The following is a 21,016-nucleotide window of genomic DNA, read 5'->3' as shown; positions in this document are numbered from 1 at the left end:
CGTGACGGTGGTCCCGGCTCAGTGTTGTCCGGGGTAGTGACAGCGGCCACTCTCATGCGCTAAGAAGGGCGCACTATGTCCACAAATGCTCAATGAGGGGCCGCTGTGAGCATCTTTAGTCAGAGAACGCGGTGGGTGGCTGGTTTGGCCGCCCTTGCGCTCGCTGTTCCGCTGGTCGGGACGCCCGCGAGTGCGGAAGGTGATGATCGGCTCGGGGCGGTGACCGGGTTCGCCGTGGACGGTGGGACGGTCACGCTGAGGGCGGGGGACGCGGCCGTGCGGGTCGTGTTCCTCAAGGACGACGTGTTCCGGTTGTGGCTGGCCCCCGACGGCGAGTTCAGCGACCCGGCGAGCACCGCGCCCGAGGACCCGGACGCGCCCGCGTCGACCATCGTGGTCAAGCGGGACTACCCGACGCCGGAGGTCACGACCGAGGACAAGGGCGACTACTACTCGCTGCGCACCGGCAAGGCCGAGGTGCGCGCGTACAAGGACCCGCTGAGGTTCGCGCTGCACCAGGGCGGGCGGCGGATCTGGGCCGAGACCGCGCCGCTGTCCTGGACGGACAAGTCGGCCACGCAGACCCTCACCAGGGGCGCGACCGAGCAGTTCGTCGGCGGCGGGATGCAGAACGGGCGGTTCTCCCACCGAGGGCAGACCATCCGCATCACCCGGGACTTCGACTGGGACGACGGCGGCAACCCGAACGCGTCCCCGTACTACATGAGCACCGCGGGCTACGGCGTCCTGCGCAACACCTTCGCCCCCGGCCGCTACGCCTTCACCGAGCCCGTGCGGACCACGCACGACGAGCGCCGGTTCGACGCCTACTTCTTCGTCGGCGACCTCAAGACCTCCCTGGACCGCTACACCGAGCTGACCGGGCGCCCGTTCCTCCCGCCCATCTACGGCATGGAGTACGGCGACTCCGACTGCTACAACCGCGGCCACTACCGCGCGGGCGTCGACCCCGACCCGGCCAACGACTGGAAGTACCACCCGGACAAGGAGATCACCACCGACGCCGTCGCCATCGCGCAGCGGTTCAAGGACGAGCGGATGCCCGCGGGCTGGATGCTCGTCAACGACGACTACGGCTGCGGCTACTCCAAGGACCGGGACGCCTTCGTCGAGAACCCGGGCGGCGTCGAGGGCTACGTGGGCGTCCGCGACATCGACGCCCTGGTCGAGACCGGCGACGGCCTGCGCGAGCGCGGCATCCAGATGGGCCTGTGGACCGAGTCCAGCCTGGACCGCCAGCCCGAGGAGGTCGGCCAGGCGGGCGTGCGGGTGCGCAAGCTCGACGTCGCCTGGGTCGGTGCCGGCTACCGGCACGCGCTCAGCGCGTGCGACACCGCGCACGGCGGCATCGAGCAGCACAGCGACGCGCGCGGCTACTCCTGGATGGTCGAGGGCTGGGCGGGCGCGCAGCGCTGCGCGGTGCAGTGGACCGGCGACCACAGCGGCACGCTGGCCAACATCCCCTGGCAGATCCCGGCGATCCACGGCTCCGGCAACTCCGGCATCGCCTACGCCGCGGGCGACATCGACGGCATCTTCGGCGGGTCGGCGGTCAGCTACGTGCGCGACCTGCAGTGGAAGGCCTTCACCCCGGCGCTGATGACGATGAGCGGCTGGTCGACGCCGAAGTTCAAGCAGCCGTGGGCCTACGGCGAGCCCTACACCGCGATCAACCGCGAGTACCTGCAGCTGCGCGAGCGGCTGCTGCCGTACCTGTACTCCTACGCGGCCGAGGCGCACCGCACCGGCGCGCCGATCAACCGCTCGCTGATCCTCGAGTACCCCGATGACCCCAAGACCTGGGACGACACCACCAAGCACCAGTTCCTCGCGGGCCGGGAGTTCCTGGTCGCGCCGATGTGGGACGCCGGCGAGGTCAAGAACGGCATCTACCTGCCCGAGGGCCTGTGGGTCGACTACTGGAGCGGCCGGGTCCACCGGGGTCCGACCACGCTGGACGGCTACCACGCGCCGCTGGAGCGGCTGCCGCTGTTCGTCAAGGCGGGCGCCGTCGTGCCGATGTGGAAGGCGGGCATCACCGGCCACGCCCAGCAGGCGCCCGGCGACCGGCTCACCCTTGACGTCTACCCGCACGGCGAGTCGTCGTTCACCCTGTACGAGGACGACCGCGTGACCCGGGCGCACCGCGAGGGCGCGTCGGCGACGCAGCGGTTCGACGTCACCGCGCCGGTCGCCGACCGCGGGGACGTGACCGTGCGCATCGGAGCGAGCGTCGGCGCGTTCGCGGGCAAGGCGGCCTCCCGCCCGTACGAGCTGACCGTCCACACCGGAACCGCGCCGCGCCATGTCGTCATGGGCGGCAAGCTCACCCGGCATCAGACCAAGGCCGCCTACGACGCGGCGGACACGGGCTGGTTCCACGACGGGGGAGTGGTGCGCGTCAAGACCGCCGCCGTCCCCACGGACGGCACCGCGACGGTGACCCTGGTCGGGGCCAGCTCCGTCGGCGGCGGACCGCACGTCGCCGACGGGTTCGCGGCCGTGGGCCTGACCGGCCCGGGGCTGTGGAACGCGCCGGGCGAGGCGACCGAGGTCGAGGCGTCGTTCACCAACGAGGGCGACGCGGTCCTGCGGGACGTGCGCCTGACCCCGCGCCTGCCCGAGGGCTGGACGTCGACCGGGAACCCGCGGTTCGCGGAGGTCAAGCCCGGGCAGCGGGTGAGCGCGCGGTTCACGATCACGCCGGGCGGGTCCGTGAAGCCCGGTGACGTGACCCTGCACCTCGACGCGAGCTATGTGGGCAGGGCACGCCACCAGCGCACCGTGAGCACGGCGACGAACGCGCTGCTGCCGTACGGGTCGATGTCGGCGGCCGCGAACGTCGTCGGCGTGACCGACAAGGCGACGGTGTCGCGCGGCGGCTTCGACGGCGACGGCAACAGCTTCCCGGCCGAACTGCTGGCCGAGAAGGGCTACACGCCGGGCGCCACCGTCACCGCCAACGGCGCGACCTTCACCTGGCCCACCGGTGCTCCGGGCACGCCGAACACGGTGCGCGGCGTCACCGCGCCGATCCGGGTGTCCGGCACGGGCACGCACCTGGCGTTCCTGGCCTCCGGCGCGAGCACCAACGCCACGGGCACGGTCGTCGTCCGCTACCAGGACGGCACCGAGTCCAGCCACGCCCTCCAGGTCCCCAACTGGTCGTTCCAGGACGCCGGGACGGGCGGGGCGAAGCTCGCGGTGTCGGTCAAGGGCAGGCACACCCCGACCGGGCTGGCCAACACCGACGTCGACTACCGCGTCTTCTACGCCACGGTCGAGCTGCGCCCCGGCAAGACCCCGGTCGCGGTCCGGCTTCCCGCCAACTCGACGATCGGCTTCTTCGCCGCCACGGTCCACGACCGCCCGCGTCCGCCCGCGCCCCAGGGCGACGCCTGGGTCAGCGACCTGGAGTGGATGACCGCCACCAACGGCTGGGGCCCGGTCGAACGCGACCGCAGCAACAACGAGAGCGCGGGCGGCGACGGCAACCCGCTGACCGTCGACGGCGTGGTCCACGCCAAGGGCCTCGGCGTCCACGCGCCGTCGTCGGTGCTGGTCAACCTCGACGGCCGCTGCTCCCGCTTCACCGCCGTCGTCGGCGTGGACGACGAGATGGCCGATCGCGGCTCGGTGGTGTTCAAGGTCGTCGGCGACGGCACGGAGCGGTACGTGTCCCCGGTCCTGCGCGGCACGTCGGCCGCCCTGCCGGTCGAGGTGGACGTCACCGGCGTCCGCACCCTGGACCTGCAGGTCACCGACGGCGGCGACGGCATCGGCAGCGACCACGGCGACTGGGCGTCAGCCAAGCTGACCTGCGCGCCGTAGCCGGGTGGGGGGCGGGCCCGCCCGCCCCCCGCTGGCGATGGGCCTACGCTCCGGCCGCGCCGAGCATGGCCAGCACCAGGCCAGCGTAGTCCGCGCCGAGGGTCTCCGGGTCCGGCTTGGACTCGGCGGTGTACCACCGCGCCACGTCGATGCCCAGCGACAGCACGGCGCGCGCTGCCGAGCGGATGTCGGACACCCGGAACACCCCCGACGAGACCCCGTCCTCGATCAGCGAGCGCACCACGGCGTCCGTTTGCCGTCGGAGTGCGACGACCGCCTCGTAATCCGGTTCGGGGAGCGCAGTCAGTTCGTACTGGACGATCCGGGCCACCCGGTGCCTGCGGGCGTGCCAGGCGACGAACTCCGTCACCAGGACCCGCATCCGCGCTGCGGCGTCGCCCGGGCCCGCCGCCGCGGCGGTGACCATGGCCAGCGCCTTCTCGTGGCCGCTGCGGCTGATGGCCGACAGCACCGCCGCCTTGGACGGAAAGTGCACGTAGAGCGCGGCGGGGCTCATCCCGGCCGCGGTGGCGATGTCGCGGGTGGTGGTGGCGTGGTAGCCGCGCTCGCCGAACGCGGCGACGGCGGCGGCCATGAGCCGCCGCGCCGCGTCCGGGCGGACGTCCGGCCAGAGGTCGGTCATGCGGGCAGGTCCGCGAGCGGGGCCAGGAGGACCCGGAGGCGGCCGGGGGTGCCCAGCGCGATCTCGTCGGCCTTGGCGCGCTTGAGGTACAGGTGCGCGGGGTGCTCCCAGGTCATGCCGATGCCGCCGTGCAGCTGGACGCACTCCTCGGCCGCGTGCACCGCGACCTCCGCGCACAGCGACTGGGCCGCGTAGGCGAGCAGGGCGGCGTCCTCGCCGGTGTCCAGCGCGTCCGCGGCGGCCTTGGCCGCCGCCCTGGCCAGGACGATCTCCTGCCACAGGTCCGCGAGCCGGTGCTTGAGCGCCTGGTAGGACCCCACCGGCCTGCCGAACTGGTAGCGCTGCTTGAGGTAGGCGACCGTCGTGTCCAGGCACCACTCGGCGATGCCGACCTGCTCGGCGGCCAGGATCGCGGCGCCGACGCGCAGGGCGTGCTCGACCGCGCCGTCGGCAGCGACCCGGACGGCCTTCGCGCCGGAGAACTCCACATCCGCGACCGGCCGGGTCCGGTCGAGCGACGTCACGGGCGTGATGTCCGCCTGCTCGGTCAGCCACAGCGCGCCGTCGGCGGGGACGACGAGCGTTCCTCGCACGTCGGCGACGCTGCGGACCGTGCCGGTCAGCCGGTCGCCGTCGACGGTGATGTGCGGCAGCGGGCCGCCCGGCCACGCCGACAGCGGCACCACCAGGGTCGCGTCCCCGCGCAGGGCCTCGGCCGCGTGCGGGTCGTCCGTGGCGCGCAGCAGCGCGGCGGTGGCCAGCACCGAGCCCAGGAACGGCACCGGGGCGACGGCCCGGCCCAGCTCCTCGGCGACGACGGCGACTTCCCGCCAGCCCGCGCCCTGCCCGCCCAGCTCCTCGGGCACGGGGAGCGTGGTCGCGCCCATCGCCCGCAGCGCCGACCACACCGTCGCGCCGTCGAGGTCGTCGACCTTGGTCGGGTTGTCCTCCAGCACCTCGGCGACGGCAGTGCGCAGCTGGGTCTCGACATCGGTGTCCACCAGGGACTGGCTCATCGCGGCAGGTCCTTCCACGGCACGTCCTTGTCCACCCTGGCCTCGGCGGGCAGTCCGAGTATCCGCTCGGCGATGATGCCGCGCAGGATCTCCGAGGTGCCGCCCTCGATGGAGTTGCCCTTGGCCCGCAGGTACCGGTACCCGGCGTCGTTGCCGGTGAAGTCGACGACGTCGGGGCGGCGCATCGTCCAGTCGCCGTAGCGCAGCCCGTCGGCGGCCAGGAACTCGACCTCCAGGCCCGACAGCCGCTGCGACAGCCGGGCGAAGGCCAGCTTCATCGCCGAGCCCTCCGGGCCCGGGTGCCCGGCGGCCAGGCTCTCGCGCAGCCGCTGCCCGGCCAGGCGCAGCGCCTCGCTCTCCACCCACAGCCGCACCAGCCGGTCGTGCAGCTCGGGCGTGCGCAGCTCGGGGTTCTGGCGCCAGGTCTCGGCCACGACGCCCGCCATGCCGCCCTCGCGCGGCATGGGCCGCCCGCCGATGGCGACCCGCTCGTTCATCAGCGTGGTCTGCGCGACCCGCCAGCCGTCGCCGACGTCCCCGAGGCGGTGCGCGTCGGGGATGCGCACGTCGGTGAGGAAGACCTCGTTGAACTCGGCCTCGCCGGTGATCTGGCGCAGCGGCCGCACGTCGACGCCCGGAGCGGTCATGTCGCAGATGAAGTACGTCATGCCCGCGTGCTTGGGCACGTCCGGGTCGGTGCGGGCGATGAGGATGGCCCACCGCGCGGTGTGCGCGGACGATGTCCACACCTTCTGCCCGGTGACCACCCAGTCGTCGCCGTCGCGGCGGGCGCGGGTGGCCAGGCCCGCGAGGTCGGAGCCCGCGCCGGGCTCGGAGAACAGCTGGCACCACACCTCCTCGCCGGTCCACAGTGGACGCAGGAAGCGGGCCCGCTGCGCGTCGGTGCCGTGCCGCAGGATCGTCGGCGCGGCCATGCCGAGCCCGATCCCGATGCGGCGCGGGTTGTTGTCCGGCGCGCCCGCGGCGGCCAGCGCGCGCTCCACGACGGGCTGCAGCGCGATCGGCGCGCCGAGGCCGCCGAGGCCCTCGGGGAAGTGCACCCACGCCAGCCCGGCGTCGAACCGCGCGCGCAGGAACGCCGTCCGGTCGCCGGTGTCGTGCTCGGCCAGCAGCGCGGCCACCCGCCGGAGCAGGTCCTCCTCGGTCATCGTCGCCTCCTTCACGGCACCAGCAGGACGACGGCGTCGGCGACGCAGCCGGGCTTCGCCTCGCCCTGGATCTCGATCGTCTGGCGGAAGACCGCCTGCACGCCGAACTTCGCCTCGGTCACTTCCAGCAGTTCCGAGCCCATCCGCACCCGCGCGCCCACCTTGACCGCGGTGGGGAAGCGGACCTTGTTGAGGCCGTAGTTGACGCCCGCCTGGAAGCCCTCGAAGCGGTAGATGCCGCGGCCGAGCAGCGGGACCAGGGAGAGGGTCAGGTAGCCGTGGGCGATCGTGCCGCCGAACGGGCCCCTGGCCGCGCGCTCGACGTCGAGGTGGATCCACTGGTGGTCGCCGGTGGCGTCGGCGAACTCCCGGACCCGCTCCTGGGTGATCTCCAGCCACTCGCCGTGGCCGAGGTGCTCGCCGACGGCGGCCTTGAGGTCGTCGAGACCGTGGAATGTCCGCATCAGTTCCTCGGCCCGCCCGCGACGTAGATGACCTGGCCGGAGACGAAGCCGGACTCCGGGCCGCAGAGGAAGGACGCCAGCGCGGCGATGTCCTCGGGCGTGCCGACCCGCCCGACCGGGATCGCCGCGGCGGCCGCGGCCTTGAAGTCCTCGAACGACACGCCGACCCGCGCCGCGGTCGCGGCGGTCATCTCGGTGGCGATGAACCCGGGGGCGATGGCGTTGGCGGTGACGCCGAACTTGCCCAGCTCGATCGCCAGCGTCTTGGTGAGGCCCTGCAGGCCCGCCTTCGCGGTGGCGTAGTTGGCCTGGCCGCGGTTGCCGAGCGCGGAGGTGCTGGAGAGGTTCACGACGCGGCCGTACTTCTGCTCGACCTGGTGCTTCTGCACCTCCCGCGCCATGAGGAACGAGCCGCGCAGGTGCACGGTCATCACGGTGTCCCAGTCGTCGTCGGACATCTTGAACAGCAGGTTGTCCCGCAGCACGCCCGCGTTGTTGACCAGGACGGTGGGCGCGCCCAGCTCCTCGGCGACCCGGGCGACGGCGGCCCGCACCTGCTCGGTGTCCCCGACATCGGCCCCGACGGCCAGCGCGGTACCGCCGTCGGCGGTGATCGCCTCGACGGTCCCCGCGCAGGCGGCCTCGTCGAGGTCGACGACGGCCACGGCCATCCCGTCCTCGGCCAGCCTGCGGGCCACGGCGGCCCCGATCCCCCGGGCGGCCCCGGTGACGATGGCGGTGCGGGACTCGGACACGGCTCTCCTCCGATCGACGACCTAAGCAAGCGCTTAGCAAGCTACTCGCCGGTTCGATCGGTGTCCACTGTTCGGTCCGAGGCCGTTCAGCCCGCCTTGATGAGCGGCGCGTCCCGTGACAACTCCCGGAACCCGACGCCGTAGTACAGGCCGCGCGCCGCGACGTGCGCGGGCGCGCCCAGGCAGACGACGGTCGCGTGGGTGGCGCCCGCCGCCCTGGCCAGCCGCATCCCGTGCAGGATCATCGCCCGGCCCAGCCCCAGCCGCCGATACCCCGGATGCGTCCCGACCGGCTCGAACTGGGCGGACCGGTTCGCCTCGTCGAGCCACAGGATCGTCGAGGCCGCCATCGTCCCGTCCGGCGCCTCCACCAGGACGTGCAGGTCGCCGCGGTACCCCGGGGCCTGCCGGACGCCCGCGTAGCTCTCGGCGGTGTAGGAGGAGGGGGACCAGGCGTCGATGTGGGCCTGGACCGCGGCCTCCGGACCGGCATCGTCGGCCGTGCGGAACCGGAACCCGGCGGGCAGCACCGGCTGGTCGAGGTCGGCGAGGTCCCGCTCGGTGAGCTGGGTCCAGCGGCCCGCGTCGCCGAGCGCGGCCGGGTCCGCCGTGAAACCGTGCGCGGCCCACCGCTCCAGGGCGAACGCGTCGGCGGCGCTGGGCAGCACCGTGCGCTCGATGCCCGCCGCCGTGGCGTCGTACCAGCCGATCACCTCGTCGACCAGCTCGGCGTGCTCGGGATGGACCTGGTAGGCCAGGTACGCGGCGGTCACGTCCTTCACGGACCCGTCGCTCAGCCGCACCCGGCGCGGAAGGTGCGCCCAAGCCCAGGCGACCAGATCCCCGCCGTGGGACCACAGCTGGCACGGCCACGTCGCGCCGTCGGCCGCGTGCCCCCTGCCCCAGTTCCAGGCCAGCTCGCCGAACGACGCGTCGCTGTTCACCAGTTCCGGCCGGGCGGCGGTGATCCGCTGCGCCAGCCGCTGCATGCGCCGCACGGCCGCGACGGTCACCAGGTCGACGGTCATGGTGGGCCACTGTGTCAGGCCGCCGCGAGACCGTCGAACCCATTTCGCAGGGGGCAACCCGTTGCCGTCGGACGTGGGCGACGGCACAGGACGGGCCGGTCGCGCTGGCGGTCCGGGGCATCCGCCGGACGTAGGGTGGGCGGGTGATCAATGACGCTCACGCAGTGCCCTACACGGGTCTCGCCCTGGACCGCGCGGGCAATCGGCGCGCGGATGACGGCTGGCTGGCCGCGGCGCGCGAGGACCCGGCCGCCCGCGCGCTGGTCTTCTGGCGCGACCGCTGCGCCGTCGCCGACGGGCTCCCCTTGACCGTGCCGGTGACCCCGGACGCCGTGTTCCTCGGCGTGGACCACGCGCCCCTGTTCGCCGTCGACGTCGCCGACGAACCGGAGGAGACCACCGACATCCGGGCGCTCTACCTCCGCTTGTCCACTGAGGACTCCACTCGGCTCGCCTACGCCAGAGGCCTGCTGCACTGGCACCGCACCCACCGCTTCTGCGGCGCCTGCGGGCAGGAGGCCGAGCCGCGCCGCGGCGGGCACCTGCGCGTCTGCGCCGGGTGCGCCCGCGAGCTCTACCCGCGCATCGAGCCCGCGGTGATCGCGCTGGTCGAGCACGGCGACCGCTGCCTGCTCGCCCGCCACCGCGGCGGCGCCGGGTTCGCCGCCGTCGCCGGGTTCGTCGAGATCGGGGAGAGCCTGGAGGACGCCGTGCGCCGGGAGGTCGCCGAGGAGACCGGGGTGGCCGTCGCCGACGTCGGCTACCTCGCCTCCCAGGCGTGGCCGTTCCCGGCGGGCCTCATGGTCGGCTTCCGCGCCCGCGCCGCCAGCGACCACATCGAGGTGGACGGCGAGGAGATCGCCGAGGCGCGCTGGTTCACCCGCGCCGAGGTCCGCGCCATGAGGAGCAGGCCGGACTCCATCGAGGCGTTCCTCATCGCGGACTGGCTAGGCGCGTGAGCGCATCACCGAGGCCGTGTGCTCGTCCGCCGGGTACAGCGCCTCGATGGACAGCTCCGACACGGTGACGTCCACCGCCCCGCCGAACGTGGTGATCGTGCCGACGAAGGCCAGTTCGCCGTCGTCGCCGCGCAGCCGCAGGGGCACCACCACGTCCTCCCCGGCCGTCGGGGACGGACGCGGCAGGTCGCCGGGATAGGAGCACAGCTCGTCGTACAGCTCGCCCAGCGACTCGTCCGCGGTGAACGCGATCTTGCGGCGCAGCCTGCACAGCACGTGCTCGCGCCACTGCGCGAGGTTGACGATGCGCGGCGCCAGCCCGTCGGGGTGCAGGCTGGCGCGCAGGATGTTGACCGGCGGCGTGAGCAGCCGGGGCGCGATGCCCGTCAACAGGGTGTGCAGGGCGGCGTTGGCGTCGACCATCCGCCATGAGCCGTCCACCACCGTCGCCGGGTACGGGTTGTGGTCGTGCAGGGCGCGCCGGATGGCCCGCCCGACCGCGTCCATCCTCGGCGCGTCCAGAGAGGACTGGGTGAACAGCGGGGCGAAGCCCGCCGCCAGCAGCATCCGGTTGCGGTCGCGCAGGGGCAGGTCCAGGCTCTCGGCCAGGAGCAGCACCATGTCCCGGCTGGGCAGCGCCCGCCCGGTCTCCACGAAGCTGAGGTGCCGGGTGGAGATGTCCGCCTGCAACGACAGATCGGCCTGGCTGAGCCTGCGGTGCTCCCGCCACTGCCGCAGCAGGGTGCCCACCGGAACCTGTGCTGTTGTCATGCCTTCCGACGGTACGGAGCCGGATGCGGACGGGCCATTACCTCCGGGGTAAAGCCCGTGCGGCCGAGGTGGTGCAGACTGGGGCGGTGCGGTTCGCCGACCGGGCGGAGGCGGGCCGGGTCCTGGCCCGGTCGCTGGCCCCGCTGCGCCGGTGCGGGCCGATCGTGCTGGGGCTGCCCCGCGGCGGGGTGCCCGTGGCGGCCGAGGTGGCCGCCGCCCTGCACGCCGACCTCGACGTCGTCGTCGTGCGCAAGGTGGGCGCGCCCGGGCACGCCGAGCTGGCCGTGGGCGCGGTGGGGGAGCGGGGCGTCACGGTCCGGCTGGATGGCGTCCTCGCCGACCTCGGCATCACCTGGGCCGACGTGGCGGCCACGGCCGAGCGCGAGCGCGCCGCCGTGGCGCGCAGGGCGACCGACCTGCGCGGCGACGCCGAGCCGCCCGACCTCGCCGACCGGGTCGTGATCCTGGTCGACGACGGCATCGCCACCGGGGCGACGATGGCCGCCGCCGTGCTGGTCGTCCGCGATCGGGGCGCGTCCGGGGTCGTGGTCGCCGCGCCGGTCGCGCCCCGCGACACCGCCGCCCGGCTCGGGGCCGACGCCTTCGTCTGCGCCCACACGCCGCGCCGCTTCTCCGCCGTCGGGCAGTGGTACGCCGACTTCGGCGAGGTCACCGACGCGGAGGTGCGCGCGGCGCTAGGGCTCTAGCCGCAGCCCGGGATGCGCGCCGAGCAGGTCGAGCAGCCGCCGCAGAGCGGCTGGCGGGTTGTGCAGGACCAGGTCCCCGCCCGACAGCGCGCCCGCGGCCTCGACCAGGGCGACCGCGCCCCAGACGTCGACGAAGTCCATCTCGGACAGGTCCAGGTGGACGTCGCCGACGGCCTGGCGGCACAGCGCGCGCAGCAGTTCGGCGAAGTCGGGACGGTTGCGCAGGTCGGCGTCGCCCTGCAGGCGAGGGGGGTCGGCGTGGGTCACGGCCGCGCGCCCGTCCGGACGGGTGTGGATGCGGCCACGGCGTGCCCCTCCGGCGTGGTGCTGTCAACAGAGTGGCCGGAAGCCTACGCGTCGGGACCGGGTGCGGATCGGGTCGAAAGACCTCACCCGGACCGGGGCCGGGCCAGGTCGTACACGGTGTGGTCGCCGATTGTGGCCGGGGTGAAGGTGGCCGCCACCCAGTCGGCGATGGCGCCGCCGCCCGGACCCGCGAACGACCGGCCGCCGCCCTCGCCGACGTAGTAGCGGATCGCGCCGTCGGCGACGTGGCGCTGGAACTCGGCCAGGGTGGGCGCCGGGTCGGCCCCGGAGAACCCGCCGATGCCGATGACCGGCCTGCCGCTGGCCAACTGCAGCGCGCCCGCCTGGCCTGCGCCGGTCGTCGCCGCCGCCCACCGCGTGTCGGTGGCGCGCAGCGCGGCGACCAGTTCGGGGTCGGCGTCCGGCCGCATGGGCATCGCGTCCGAGGCGCGGGCGGGACCGGACATCGGGATGGAGCCGCCGTGCGGGGTGACGGCTGTGGCCACCGTGTAGGCCGTGGTGGCGCCGAGGCAGGCGACGATCGCCAGCGCCCCGACCCGCCACGTGCGGTGCGCGCCCACCGCGATCGCGGTGCCCGCCGCCAGCCCGACCGCGCCGACCGCCCACCGCAGCCACGGCTGCCAGTCGGGATCGCGCAGGAGCAGCACGAACGACCACCCGGCGGTCACCACGACGATGCCGGCGAGGGTGATCCGCGCCCCGGTGTGGTCTCGGCCCCGCCACAGCTCCCACCCGGCCACGCCCGCCACGCCCGCGATGCCGGGCGCGAGCGCGACGGCGTAATAGGGGTGGGTGATGCCCTGCATGAAGCTGAACACCGCGGCGGTGACCAGCGTCCAGCCGCCCCAGAGCAGCAGCGCGGCCCGGGTACGGTCGGTGCGCGGCGCCCAGCGGGTGAACCACAGGCCCGCGACCAGCCCGATGAGCGCGGCCGGGAGCAGCCAGGCCACCTCGGAGCCGAAGGCGAGACCGAGCATGCGGCCCCAGCCGGTCTCGCCGCCGAACGCCGTGCCCGGCCCCGACCCGCTCGGGTTGCCGCCGCCGCCGAACACCCGGCCCAGCCCGTTGTACCCCAGGGCCAGGTCGAGGACGGAGTCGTCGGTGGACCCGCCGATGTACGGGCGCGAGTCCGCGGGCCACAGGTCGGCCACGGCGATGTACCAGCCCGCGGCGACCGCCACCGCAGCGCCCGCCCCCGCCACGTGCAGGACGCGCCTGCCCAGGCCGATCGGCGCCGCGATCAGGTAGACCAGGGCGAGCGCGGGCAGCACCACCATGGCCTGCAGCATCTTCGTCAGGAACCCGAAGCCGACGGCGACGCCCGCGAGCGCGAGCCACCGCCCGCTGCCCTTCTCCGTGGCGCGCACGGTGCAGTAGCCCGCGGCGACGAGCAGCAGCGTGAGCAGCGCGTCGGGGTTGTTGAAGCGGAACATCAGCGCGGCCACCGGGGTCGCGGCCAGCGCGGCGCCCGCCAGCAGGCCTGCGGTCTGGCCTGACCAGCGCCGCACGGCGGCGTAGAGCAGCCACACCGAAGCCACGCCCGCGAGCGCCTGCGGGACGAGCATGCTCCACGGCGAGAACCCGAAGACGCGGCCGGACAGCGCCATCAGCCAGAGCGCGGCGGGCGGCTTGTCGACGGTGACGGTGTTGCCCGGGTCCAGCGAGCCGAAGAACAGCGCGGTCCAGTCCTGGGTGCCCGCCTGGACGGCGGCGGCGTAGAACTCGTTGCCCCAGCCGTTCGCGCCGAGGTCCCAGAGGTAGAGCAGCGCGGTCGCGGCGAGCAGCGCGATGATCGGCGCGCGGGTCATTTGTCCTCCACAGTGGACTGGCGGAAGACCCAACCGCGCAACAGCAGGAAGCGCAGCAGGGTGGCGACGAGGTTCGCGGCCACGAGCACGGTCAGCTCCGCGGCCCGGCCCGGCTCGCCGAAGGCGTGCAGGACGGCCAGGGAGCCGCTGGTCAGGCCGAGGCCGATGGCGAAGACGATCAGGCCGTGGAACTGGTGGCGCAGCGCGCCTTCCGCACCGCGCACGCCGAAGGTGAGCCGCCGGTTGGCCGCGGTGTTGCCCACCGCCGTGATCAGCAGCGCCACGAGGTTGGCAGCCTGCGCCCCGAGCCCGCCGCGCAGCAGCACGTACAGCAGGAGGTAGGCCAGGGTGCTGAGCGTTCCGACCGTGGCGAACCGGACGACCTGCCGGAGCAGTCCCCTCGGCACGCCGGGCGGGTCGCCGCCGATCGCGCCGCGCGCCCACTGGGCCCGCAGGCGGGCGACCGGGAGCCTGCCGGTGAGCAGGCCGCGGCCGAGCCGGGCGATGCCGCGCAGGTCGGCCAGCGCGGTGGCCAGGATGTCGACCCGGCTGTCCGGGTCATCGATCCAGTCCACCGGCACCTCGTGGATGCGCAGCCCGGAGCGCTGGGCGAGCACCAGCAACTCGGTGTCGAAGAACCAGCCCGGGTCGGCGACGTGCGGCAGCAGCGCGGCGGCCACGTCGGCGCGGATCGCCTTGAACCCGCACTGCGCGTCGCTGAACCGCGCGGCGAGCGTGCCGCGCAGGATCAGGTTGTACGCCCGGGAGATGAGCTCCCGCTTGGGACCCCGCACCACCCGCGCGCCGCGCGCGAGCCTGCTGCCGATGGCGATGTCGGAGTGCCCGGAGATCAGCGGCGCGACGAGCGGGGAGAGCGCGGCGAGGTCGGTGGACAGGTCGACGTCCATGTAGGCCAGCACCGCCGCGTCCGAGGCCAGCCAGGCGGTGTGCAGCGCGCGCCCCCGGCCCTTCTCGTCGAGGCGGACGGCGGTGACGCCGGGGAGTTCGTCGGCCAGTGCCCGCGCGATGGCGGCGGTGCCGTCGGTGCTGGCGTTGTCGGCGATGGTGACGCGGAAGGTGTAGGGGAAGTGGTCGCGCAGGTGGTCGTGCAGCCCGCGGACGCACCGTTCCAGGTCCGCTTCCTCGTTGTGCACGGGGACGACGACGTCGAGCACCGGGGCGGGGCCGGTCGTGCGGACGGGCGGGCGCGCGGGCATCGTGGCGGTCATGTCCCCGACGATCGGGCGCTCGGCTGGGCCTCCGGTGTGCCCGGCCTGTGCGGATCCTGTGCGGCTCATCGGGCCGTGAGGTCGTAGACGGCGACCCCGCCGATGATGGTGGGGGTGAAGGTGGCCTCCACCCACTCGGCGATGCGGTGCGCCTCGTCGCTGCCGGTGTCGCCGCGCATCATGGTGCTCTCGATGTAGTAGTGGATCTCCTTGCGCCGCACCAGGTCCTGGAACTCGGCGAGGGTCGGTGCGGGATCGGTGCCGTTGAACCCGCCCAGGGCGAGCACGGGTGCTCCCGCGGCCAGCTGGTACCCGGCGGCGTTGTTGGAGCCGAGCGCGGCGGCTGCCCAGGTGTAGCGGTCGGCGTCGGCGGCCAGCACCGCGGCCAGCTCGGGCTCCGGCGTCGGCGCGCTCAGGAGCCCGCCGCCGACCATCATCCCGCCCGAGCGCGGCCCCACGGTGGGGATCGCGCCCTGGTGCGGCACCGCGGCCGTGGCGACGGAATACAGCGCAGGGGCGAGGAACGCGGCGGTGAGCGCGAGTCCCGCGGCCGCGGTCGTCCTGGCCCCGACGGCGATCAGCACGACGGCCGCCGCCGCCAGGACCGCGACGGCGGGACGCAGCCACGGCAGCCACTCGCCGTCGAGCAGGACCCACGCCTGGACCGCGCAGACGACCACGCCGGTGGCGAGCAGCGGGGCGTTGCGGCCGCGCCACGCCGCCGTCGCCGCGATCCCGATCAGCGCGCCGATGGCGGGCGCGAGCGCGACCGCGTAGTAACTATGGACGATGCCCTGCATGTAGGTGAAGACCAGGCCGGTGACGACGAGCCAGCCGCCCCAGATCAGCAGCGCCGCCCGCGTGCGGTCCGTGCGCGGCGCGGAGCGGGTGAACCACAGGCCCGCGCCGAGGGCGATGAGCGCGGCGGGCAGCAGCCACGCGATGTCCTGGCCCATCTCCCAGCCCAGCAGCCGCGCCCAGCCCGGGCTGCCCCAGCCAGCGCCGCCGCCGACACTGCCGACCTCGTCGCCGTTGAGCCGCCCGATCCCGTTGTAGCCGAGGGTGAGTTCGAGGACGCTGTCGGTCTGCGACCCGCCGATGTGGGGCCTGCTGCCCGAGGGGATCAGCTCCACCACCGCGACCCACCAGCCGCCCGCCGCGACCACCGCGCCGAGGGCGATCGCCAGGTCCCGGACGCGCCGCCGCAGGCGCACCGGCGCGGCGACCAGGTAGGCGAGGCCGAGACCGGGCAGGACCAGGAACGCCTGCAGCATCTTCGTGAGGAACCCGAGGCCCACGGCGACACCCGCCAGCGCGAGCCACCGCGCGCTCCCGCCCTCAACCGCCCGGACCGTGGCGTAGGCGGCGGCGATGAGCAGCAGGACGAGCAGCGCGTCCGGGTTGTTGAACCGGAACATCAGCGCCGCCACCGGGGTGACGGCCAGCGCGGCGCCCGCGATGAGCCCCGCTGCGGGGCCGGACCAGCGCCGGACGGTCGCGTACAGCAGCCAGACCGACGCGACCCCGGCCAGCGCCTGCGGCAGCAGGACGCTCCAGCCGCTCAGCCCGAACAGCCGCACCGACAGGCCCATGACCCAGACGGCGGCGGGCGTCTTGTCCACCGTGATCCCGCCCGCGGCGTCCGTCGCGCCGAAGAACAGCGCCCACCAGCTCTCGGCGCCCGCCTGGGCGGCGGCCGAGTAGTAGGCGTTCGCCCAGCCCGACTCGTCCAGGCCGACCAGGTACAGCGCGGCCGTCGCCGCGAGGAGTCCGATGAGGGGCCAGTGCGGCCTCGTGCGTGCGGCGACCAGCGTCATACGGCCACCGTCGGGCCGGGCGCTGGGTCGATCTTGTGCGCTGGCTGTGCGCTACCTGTGGAGCCGGATGGCGAACCGCGTCCGCCCCGGCCTGCTCTCCACGCTCACGCCGCCGCCGTGCGCGGCGACGACCGCGGCCACGATCGCCAGCCCCAGGCCGGTGCTGCCCGCCGCGCGGGACCGCGACGTGTCGCCGCGCGCGAACCGCTCGAAGACGGTCGGCAGCAGGTCGGCGGGGATGCCGGGGCCGTCGTCGGTGACCGTGAGCGTGACGGTCCCGCCGCGAGTGGACAGCGCGGTCGTGACGGTGGTGCCCGGCGGGGTGTGGGTGCTGCCGTTCACCAGCAGGTTGGCCACGACCTGGTGCAGGCGCGCGGCGTCGCCGGTCGCGGTGACCGGCTCGGCGGGCAGGTCGAGGCGCCAGCGGTGGTCAGGACCGGAGACCTGGGCGTCGCCGACCGCGGTGACCACCAGCGCGGACAGGTCGACGGGCTCGCGCAGCAGCGGACGGCCGGAGTCCAGCCTGGCCAGCAGCAGCAGGTCCTCCACCAGCGCGGTCATCCGCCCGGACTCGGAGTCGACGCGGGCCAGCGCGTGCGCGACGTCGCCGGGGAGGCCGTCGTCGCGGCGGGCCAGCTCGGTGTAGCCGCGGATGGCCGCGAGCGGCGTGCGCAGCTCGTGGCTGGCGTCGGCGACGAACTGGCGCACCCGCGTCTCGCTCTCGTGCCGGGCAGCGAGGGCGTCGCCGACGTGGTCGAGCATGCGGTTGAGGGCCGCGCCGACCTGGCCGACCTCGGTGCGCGGGTCGGTGTCCCCGGCCGGGACGCGGTCGGGCAGGGCCACCTCGCCCTCGTGCAGCGGCAGCTCGGCGACGCGCCGGGCGGTCGCGGCCATCCGGTCGAGCGGGGTGAGGGCGCGGCGGACGAGCAGCGCGCCCGCCACGCCCGCGACCGTCAGGCCGATGAGCGACACGCCGCCGAGCACGAGCCCGACCGTCCACAGGGTGTCGTGCACGTCGGTCAGCGGCAGGCCGGTGACGACCACCGTGCGGGGATCGATCCGCACTGCCACCACCCGGTAGGTGCCCAGGCCGCCGAGGTCGCGCTCGCGGATCACGCCGTCGGCGGGCAGCGTGTGCAGCGGCGCGAGGTCGGTGAGCGCGCGGCGCTCGCCGGAGGGCGTCTGGACCTGGGCGAGCAGCCGGTCGCCGTCGACGATGACCGCGTCGATCGTGCCGGTCTCCTGGCCGGGCGGCGCGGGCCGGGGCGGGCCGGGCTGCGCCACGGCGCGGGCGCTGGCCGCCATGAGGTCGTCGTCGAGGCGGTTGAGCAGGAACGCCTGCAGGGCGACCATGACCGTCACGCCGATGACCAGGCACACCATCGCCAGCAGGACCGTCTGCTCGGCGATGAGCCGGGCGCGCAGCGAGCTAACCCGCGGGCTTGAGGACATACCCGGCCCCGCGCATCGTGTGGATCATGGGCGACCGGCCCGCGTCGATCTTCTTGCGCAGGTAGGAGATGTAGAGCTCGACGATGTTGGCCTGGCCGCCGAAGTCGTAGTGCCACACCCGGTCGAGGATCTGCGCCTTGCTCAGCACGCGGCGCGGGTTGCGCATGAGGTAGCGCAGCAGCTCGAACTCGGTCGCGGTGAGCGTGATCTCGACGTCGCCGCGGCGGACCTCGCGGGTGTCCTCGTCCAGGGTGAGGTCGCCGACGGCCAGCAGCCTGCGCCCGCCCGCCTCGGCGATGCCGGAGCGGCGCAGCAGGGCGCGCAGCCGCAGGACCAGCTCCTCGACGCTGAACGGCTTGGTCACGTAGTCGTCGCCGCCCGCGGCCAGGCCGGTGATGCGGTCCTCTACGGCGTCCTTGGCGGTGAGGAACAGCACCGGCATCTCGGCGGCCTCGGCGCGCACGCGGCGCAGCACCTCCGTGCCGTCGAGGTCGGGCAGCATCACGTCCAGGACGACCACGTCCGGCCGGAACTCGCGGGCGGCCCGCACGGCGCTGCCGCCGTCACCGGCGCTGCGCACCTCCCAGCCCTCGTACCGCAGCGCGATCGTGACGAGTTCGGCCAGCGTCGGCTCGTCGTCGACGACGAGCACCCGCACGGGCGCCCCGTCGGGCCTGCGCAGCTCGGGGCGTCTCATGGCGTCCATGGTCGGGGGCGATCCTGTGGAACACCTGTGCGCACAGAGTCCGCCCACCGCTTGCACAGGCGGCGCACAGGGTCCGCGGCGACGGTGGGTGTCGACAGTTCCGTCTGAGGAGGACGCGTTGACCGAGACCCCCGCTGACCCGCAGCCCGTGGAACCCACCTGGGGCGCGGCCCCCGAGGAGCCGCGCCGCTGGAACTGGCGCAAGACCGCCGTCGCCGCCGCGGTCGCCGTCGGCATCGCGGCCGCCGGTGGCGCCGCCGTCTGGGCCGCCAGCACGGCCGCGGGCGAACACGACGGCCGCGGCGGCGGCCCGATGATCCGCATGGCAGGCCCGATGGGCGACGTTGCCGCCCTTCATGGCGAGACGGTGATGAAGAACGATGACGGGGAGTACTACACCCAGCTCACTCAAACCGGTGAAATCCTGGAAATCACGGACGACGCGGTGACAGCCCGCAGTGAGGACGGCTTCACCCGCACGTATGTCATCACGGGCGACACGATCGTGCAGTCAGCGGAGGTGGGGGACAAGGCGATGATCGTGGCGGTGCTGGAGGGCGACACCGCCACGGCGGAGTCGGTCGTGGACGTCGCCGAGATGAAGCCGCCCGGCGGCGTCCACCGAGGCGGCGGCCCAGCGGGCCCCGACGCCCCGGACGGTCCGTGACGGTCACTTCGGCCCACGACGGTCACTTGTCGACCGGGTCGACCACCTTCGCGGCCGCCGCGATGATCGACCACAAGGGGCTCCGCGTCCGCTCGTAGTACACCCGCCGGTTAGCGGGCTCGCGGTACTCGGTGAGCATGCCCAGATCCACCAACCGCCCCAACTCGACCCCGGTGGCCGACTGCGCGATCACGGTCTTGGGCGGCTCGGACTGGAAGAACCGCGGCCCGGCGTGCTGATAGATCCACAACGCCAGCCGCAGCCTGCTCGGCCTGCCGAACAAGAGCCTGCCCACGTCACCGGCGTCCATGCCTCTCCTGAGCTCGCAAGTCCCTATCCAGTTTCAAGATAGCGGCCGAGGTGCTGGGTGGGCAATGGGGAGCGTGGAGGACGGTATGGGAATACAACTATCAAGATAATGCGCGTAGGGGAAGAGCGCCGCAGTGTGGGTCGGCGGGGGCAGCACAGCTATCCCGTGCGAGTGCAAAGCAGCATCGAGGAGAGGAGGTGACGCCCGCCGGGGAAGGGCAGGCCGGAGCCGTCCATCCCACAGCCGATGACCGCGTCCCGCACGCCAGACCCCTCGGTGCAGCTAGACCGGCCAAAGCACCAGCTGGGTGCCTAGCCGACCTCTGCCCACGCCATCGCCGCACCCACCTGCGGCCACCAAGCCTCCATGCCGCCTGCGGTCATGCGTCATCACCGCAGCCCGCTAGGCCTGGGTCGGCCGGACCGTCAACCGCCCGACCGCGCTGCCCATCCGGTGGCAGGTCGATGGTGCGCCGTCACCGGGGCTGCGATGGCTCGCCGGCGCTGCCCGTGCCGCCGTCGTGTCGGCCTTCTTCGTCGCGCCGCTGGCCGAGCCCTCCCGCCTCAGCGGACTCCGCTGGGGCGGAATTGGATGCTGATGCGGGGGCCGACCGGCTTGGCTGTCTTCGGGATGGCGTGGTCCCAGGTGCGTTGGCAGTCCCCGCCCATCACCAGGAGGTCGCCGTGGCCGAGGGGGTGGCGGAGGGTCTCGCCGCCGCCTCGGGGACGGAGGTGGAGGGACCGTGGGGCGCCGACCGAGAGGATGGCGACGTGGGTGTCCTCGGTGGCGCCCCGGCCGATGCGGTCGCCGTGCCAGGCGACGCTGTCGCGGCCGTCTCGGTAGTAGCAGAGGCCCGCGGTGGTGAACTCGACGCCGTAGTGGGCGGTCAGGGCGGCCCGGGCCTCGGTGAGGATCGGGTGGGGGAGTGGGGCGCCCTCCCGGTAGTACGAGAGCAGCCGGGGAACGGCGACGACGCCGTCGTACATTCTACGCCTCTCCGCGCGCCACGGAACCGATTCGGAAAGGTGGGCGAAGACCTCGTCCGCGCCGGAAAGCCAGCCGGGGAGCAGGTCGATCCATGCCGTCGCCGACAGCGGGGCGCGGCGGATTCCGGTCAGTGGAGCCAGTTCCGGATCACCGGGCCCGTCGAGCAGCGACTGTTGCAGTGGCAAGGACATGCCTCCAGTGTAACTCCTGTGTCGAACACCTGTGCGGTGAATCGATTATTTAACGGAGCCGTCCCCAACTCGCCCGGTGAGTTTCCGCACAATCGCAGTAGGGTATTCGGTGGGCCCCGCCGCCACCCCCCAGACGAATCGAGGCCGCTCCTCATGAC

Annotated in this window: 19 protein-coding genes; 4 read left to right on the top strand and 15 right to left on the bottom strand. The window is 73.9% G+C overall.

All coding sequences use genetic code 11. The features are described from left to right. Positions 1 to 219 precede the first annotated feature (219 nt). Positions 220 to 3,852, top strand: a complete 3,633-nt coding sequence (locus IEY98_RS13500; RefSeq protein ID WP_189210767.1) for an NPCBM/NEW2 domain-containing protein — start codon at positions 220 to 222, stop codon at positions 3,850 to 3,852. Positions 3,853 to 3,895: 43 nt separating this feature from the next. On the opposite strand, the gene IEY98_RS13495 is transcribed toward IEY98_RS13500, so the two are convergent. The 6 genes from IEY98_RS13495 to IEY98_RS13470 form a co-directional block, all read right to left on the bottom strand. After that, a complete protein-coding gene (locus IEY98_RS13495) occupies positions 3,896 to 4,495 on the bottom strand; it encodes a TetR/AcrR family transcriptional regulator (protein ID WP_189210766.1) in 600 nt (199 codons plus the stop codon). Beyond that, the gene (locus IEY98_RS13490; RefSeq protein ID WP_189210765.1) at positions 4,492 to 5,511 is read right to left on the bottom strand and encodes an acyl-CoA dehydrogenase family protein; all 1,020 of its coding nucleotides are present in this window, start codon (positions 5,509 to 5,511) and stop codon (positions 4,492 to 4,494) included. Before IEY98_RS13490 ends, IEY98_RS13495 begins: the two co-directional genes overlap by 4 nt. Then, the gene (locus tag IEY98_RS13485; protein WP_189210764.1) at positions 5,508 to 6,680 is read right to left on the bottom strand and encodes an acyl-CoA dehydrogenase family protein; all 1,173 of its coding nucleotides are present in this window, start codon (positions 6,678 to 6,680) and stop codon (positions 5,508 to 5,510) included. The genes IEY98_RS13490 and IEY98_RS13485 overlap by 4 nt, the downstream gene beginning before the upstream one ends. 11 nt (positions 6,681 to 6,691) lie before the next feature. Next, the gene (locus tag IEY98_RS13480; RefSeq protein WP_189210763.1) at positions 6,692 to 7,144 is read right to left on the bottom strand and encodes a MaoC family dehydratase; all 453 of its coding nucleotides are present in this window, start codon (positions 7,142 to 7,144) and stop codon (positions 6,692 to 6,694) included. Continuing rightward, positions 7,144 to 7,899, bottom strand: coding sequence for a 3-oxoacyl-ACP reductase FabG (gene fabG / locus IEY98_RS13475; RefSeq protein ID WP_189210762.1), 756 nt, complete (start codon positions 7,897 to 7,899; stop codon positions 7,144 to 7,146). Before fabG ends, IEY98_RS13480 begins: the two co-directional genes overlap by 1 nt. An 86-nt stretch (positions 7,900 to 7,985) precedes the next feature. Next, on the bottom strand, positions 7,986 to 8,927 hold the full coding sequence (locus IEY98_RS13470) for a GNAT family N-acetyltransferase (RefSeq protein WP_189210761.1): 942 nt from the start codon (positions 8,925 to 8,927) through the stop codon (positions 7,986 to 7,988). Positions 8,928 to 9,091: 164 nt separating this feature from the next. Here IEY98_RS13470 and nudC point away from each other — a divergent pair, with 164 nt between their 5' ends. After that, positions 9,092 to 9,886, top strand: coding sequence for an NAD(+) diphosphatase (nudC, locus tag IEY98_RS13465; RefSeq protein WP_189210760.1), 795 nt, complete (start codon positions 9,092 to 9,094; stop codon positions 9,884 to 9,886). Here nudC and IEY98_RS13460 read toward each other — a convergent pair. Beyond that, entirely contained in the window at positions 9,875 to 10,657 is a 783-nt protein-coding gene (locus tag IEY98_RS13460) for a helix-turn-helix domain-containing protein (protein ID WP_189210759.1), read from the bottom strand. The two genes, nudC and IEY98_RS13460, sit on opposite strands and share 12 nt — an antisense overlap. An 86-nt stretch (positions 10,658 to 10,743) precedes the next feature. On the opposite strand from IEY98_RS13460, the gene IEY98_RS13455 reads away from it, so the two are divergent. Continuing rightward, on the top strand, positions 10,744 to 11,364 hold the full coding sequence (locus IEY98_RS13455; protein ID WP_189210758.1) for a phosphoribosyltransferase: 621 nt from the start codon (positions 10,744 to 10,746) through the stop codon (positions 11,362 to 11,364). Here IEY98_RS13455 and IEY98_RS13450 read toward each other — a convergent pair. From IEY98_RS13450 to IEY98_RS13425, 6 genes are all read right to left on the bottom strand, one after another. Further along, positions 11,353 to 11,631, bottom strand: coding sequence for an STAS domain-containing protein (locus tag IEY98_RS13450; protein ID WP_229786885.1), 279 nt, complete (start codon positions 11,629 to 11,631; stop codon positions 11,353 to 11,355). The genes IEY98_RS13455 and IEY98_RS13450 overlap by 12 nt on opposite strands. 122 nt (positions 11,632 to 11,753) lie before the next feature. Next, positions 11,754 to 13,499: a glycosyltransferase family 39 protein gene (locus tag IEY98_RS13445; RefSeq protein ID WP_189210757.1), complete on the bottom strand. Its 1,746-nt coding sequence runs from the start codon at positions 13,497 to 13,499 to the stop codon at positions 11,754 to 11,756. After that, a complete protein-coding gene (locus tag IEY98_RS13440) occupies positions 13,496 to 14,728 on the bottom strand; it encodes a bifunctional glycosyltransferase family 2/GtrA family protein (protein ID WP_189210756.1) in 1,233 nt (410 codons plus the stop codon). Before IEY98_RS13440 ends, IEY98_RS13445 begins: the two co-directional genes overlap by 4 nt. Before the next feature lie 65 nt (positions 14,729 to 14,793). Next, positions 14,794 to 16,545: an ArnT family glycosyltransferase gene (locus tag IEY98_RS13435; protein WP_189210755.1), complete on the bottom strand. Its 1,752-nt coding sequence runs from the start codon at positions 16,543 to 16,545 to the stop codon at positions 14,794 to 14,796. Between the two features lie 51 nt (positions 16,546 to 16,596). Next, complete coding sequence (locus tag IEY98_RS13430; protein ID WP_229786884.1) at positions 16,597 to 17,997, bottom strand: sensor histidine kinase; 1,401 nt, start codon at positions 17,995 to 17,997, stop codon at positions 16,597 to 16,599. After that, entirely contained in the window at positions 17,975 to 18,694 is a 720-nt protein-coding gene (locus tag IEY98_RS13425; protein ID WP_373292381.1) for a response regulator transcription factor, read from the bottom strand. The genes IEY98_RS13430 and IEY98_RS13425 overlap by 23 nt, the downstream gene beginning before the upstream one ends. Positions 18,695 to 18,821: 127 nt before the next feature. Here IEY98_RS13425 and IEY98_RS13420 point away from each other — a divergent pair, with 127 nt between their 5' ends. Then, positions 18,822 to 19,370, top strand: coding sequence for a hypothetical protein (locus IEY98_RS13420; protein WP_189210754.1), 549 nt, complete (start codon positions 18,822 to 18,824; stop codon positions 19,368 to 19,370). Positions 19,371 to 19,392: 22 nt separating this feature from the next. On the opposite strand, the gene IEY98_RS13415 is transcribed toward IEY98_RS13420, so the two are convergent. Then, entirely contained in the window at positions 19,393 to 19,680 is a 288-nt protein-coding gene (locus IEY98_RS13415; protein WP_189210753.1) for a hypothetical protein, read from the bottom strand. A 563-nt stretch (positions 19,681 to 20,243) separates the two neighbouring features. Next, positions 20,244 to 20,858: an alpha-ketoglutarate-dependent dioxygenase AlkB gene (locus IEY98_RS13410; RefSeq protein WP_189210752.1), complete on the bottom strand. Its 615-nt coding sequence runs from the start codon at positions 20,856 to 20,858 to the stop codon at positions 20,244 to 20,246. Positions 20,859 to 21,016 lie beyond the last annotated feature (158 nt).

This window comes from Actinokineospora fastidiosa, assembly GCF_014648415.1.
Taxonomy (GTDB): domain Bacteria; phylum Actinomycetota; class Actinomycetes; order Mycobacteriales; family Pseudonocardiaceae; genus Actinokineospora; species Actinokineospora fastidiosa.
Note: the sequence above shows the minus strand (reverse complement) of the source record. Positions and strands in the feature narration are given on the sequence as shown.

Bases quoted from the DNA above. Each gene is read 5' to 3' on its own strand.
- IEY98_RS13495 (WP_189210766.1), bottom strand. From the start codon at position 4,495: ATGACCGACCTCTGGCCGGACGTCCGCCCGGACGCGGCGCGGCGGCTC.
- IEY98_RS13490 (WP_189210765.1), bottom strand. From the start codon at position 5,511: ATGAGCCAGTCCCTGGTGGACACCGATGTCGAGACCCAGCTGCGCACT.
- IEY98_RS13485 (WP_189210764.1), bottom strand. From the start codon at position 6,680: ATGACCGAGGAGGACCTGCTCCGGCGGGTGGCCGCGCTGCTGGCCGAG.
- IEY98_RS13480 (WP_189210763.1), bottom strand. From the start codon at position 7,144: ATGCGGACATTCCACGGTCTCGACGACCTCAAGGCCGCCGTCGGCGAG.
- IEY98_RS13470 (WP_189210761.1), bottom strand. From the start codon at position 8,927: ATGACCGTCGACCTGGTGACCGTCGCGGCCGTGCGGCGCATGCAGCGG.
- IEY98_RS13460 (WP_189210759.1), bottom strand. From the start codon at position 10,657: ATGACAACAGCACAGGTTCCGGTGGGCACCCTGCTGCGGCAGTGGCGG.
- IEY98_RS13445 (WP_189210757.1), bottom strand. From the start codon at position 13,499: ATGACCCGCGCGCCGATCATCGCGCTGCTCGCCGCGACCGCGCTGCTC.
- IEY98_RS13440 (WP_189210756.1), bottom strand. From the start codon at position 14,728: ATGACCGCCACGATGCCCGCGCGCCCGCCCGTCCGCACGACCGGCCCC.
- IEY98_RS13435 (WP_189210755.1), bottom strand. From the start codon at position 16,545: ATGACGCTGGTCGCCGCACGCACGAGGCCGCACTGGCCCCTCATCGGA.
- IEY98_RS13430 (WP_229786884.1), bottom strand. From the start codon at position 17,997: ATGTCCTCAAGCCCGCGGGTTAGCTCGCTGCGCGCCCGGCTCATCGCC.
- IEY98_RS13425 (WP_373292381.1), bottom strand. From the start codon at position 18,694: ATGAGACGCCCCGAGCTGCGCAGGCCCGACGGGGCGCCCGTGCGGGTG.
- IEY98_RS13415 (WP_189210753.1), bottom strand. From the start codon at position 19,680: ATGGACGCCGGTGACGTGGGCAGGCTCTTGTTCGGCAGGCCGAGCAGG.
- IEY98_RS13410 (WP_189210752.1), bottom strand. From the start codon at position 20,858: ATGTCCTTGCCACTGCAACAGTCGCTGCTCGACGGGCCCGGTGATCCG.